The following is a 1,573-nucleotide window of genomic DNA, read 5'->3' on the forward strand; positions in this document are numbered from 1 at the left end:
ACACCACTGCCAACTTTAATGGCTACCCCAGCATTAAAGCCGCTCGATTTATTAGTGCTACGTTCTTGATGGTTTTGTTCTGTGGCTTTTATATTTACTTGATTATCTGCAATCAAAGCCGTGCCTTGCCTGCCTGAGATGTCTGAGCCTTCAATATTAATATCAGAATCCTTTCCTGCACCCGTTGCCACAATATTCACTTTGCCACCTGCATTAACTTGAGATTTGGCTGCGGTTTTTCCTTCAGTATGAGTACGTGATTCGCTCTTTTTAATCTATTAATAAAACTTATAATATTGCACCAATATTTTGCTTAAAAACCCTACAAAGTCTATATTTAAAACACAAAAAGTGCGGTCAGCTTTTGAGAGGTTTTAAAACTCTTTGAAAATTGACCGCACTTTGTATTAGATACTTTAAGTTATATGCATTGCAGATATCTAAAAGCTTAACCTCAGAAAACTCAATTTTCGGGATATATTTCTGAAATATCTAGCCATTAAAATTCAATTTAATATTTCTACATATATTTCATCCTCAAAGTCCTCAATACTAGAAATATCTAAAACATACTCATCAATTCTTTTAATATGAAAACTAAATACAGAACTAAAACCATACTCGTTACTTTTAAAATACAAAAACAAAACACAAGGTTTACCTGGAAAAACTTTATTCCATTTAACTTTAAAAGCATTAATAAAACAAAATGATTCCTCTTTAATATTCTTAGATACATAATCTTCAATATATATTTTATTAATAGAAAACTCGTACCCAGAGAAATCTAAAAATTGTTCTTTAATATTATCAATGGTTATATCATCACTATACTCATCACTCCATAAAAAACTAAAAAAAACACATTTATTTATCTCAACAAATCCACTATCTAATATACAAAACAATTCTGTAGATAGACTCTTATGACTATAAACCTCATTAAAAGAGTCTATCATCTTTGAATTCATATAAATCATTTTTTCTCTCCTAAATAATTTAAACCTTTATCTATACCCCTTCTAAAGTCTGGGTTACTCAATAATTCTTGTATATTCTTAGGAGCAACCTTACCATCAGATATTTTTCCAACATAGAATTTATCATCCTTAGGATTATAGTAATATTTTATATTATTTTGATCCTGATAATGAATCTGGCCAGGTCTTTTACCTGGAGAAGGATTTTCAATATCAATTCTTGCTTTTGAACCATTTTCTTTCCAAACTGTTGAACTAAATATTTTTGTACCATTGGCTCCTAACATTGCATTGTTATCAACCGCTTTAGCATTTACAGCATCAACTTTTTCAGGGGAATAAACTTTAGGATCATAATAACGTCCATCTTTACCTTTATAAGCCGTTACCTGCTTACCTGTATTATCTTTAAAGGTATATAAAGGTCTTCCATCAGGTGTTGTTTTACCGGTATTAACTGCATCTGTCGGTAAGCTATTCCAACAGTTATTATGCACCCAAACGCCATCAAGGTCAGAATTCGCCCCTTTGATAAAGTAAGTATGATCAGTCTCAACTGTCAAGTTATATGCACTTAACTTCTCAGCCTTGAT

At 31.3% G+C, this 1,573-nt stretch carries 2 protein-coding genes and 1 pseudogene; all 3 read right to left on the reverse strand.

The features are described 5' to 3' along the window. Window positions 1-272: pseudogene (locus ABW51_RS09510) on the reverse strand (hemagglutinin repeat-containing protein); the annotation flags it as partial. A gap of 234 nt (window positions 273-506) precedes the next feature. Then, window positions 507-980, reverse strand: a complete 474-nt coding sequence (locus tag ABW51_RS09515) for a hypothetical protein (RefSeq protein ID WP_053466547.1) — start codon at window positions 978-980, stop codon at window positions 507-509. Beyond that, window positions 977-1,573 (reverse strand): polymorphic toxin-type HINT domain-containing protein (locus ABW51_RS09520; RefSeq protein ID WP_197271867.1); only part of this gene is annotated, 597 nt, incomplete at its 5' end. The genes ABW51_RS09520 and ABW51_RS09515, both read right to left, overlap by 4 nt.

Origin of the sequence: Haemophilus sp. C1, assembly GCF_001276515.1 — a bacterium.
In the GTDB taxonomy this organism is placed as follows: Bacteria; Pseudomonadota; Gammaproteobacteria; order Enterobacterales; family Pasteurellaceae; genus Haemophilus.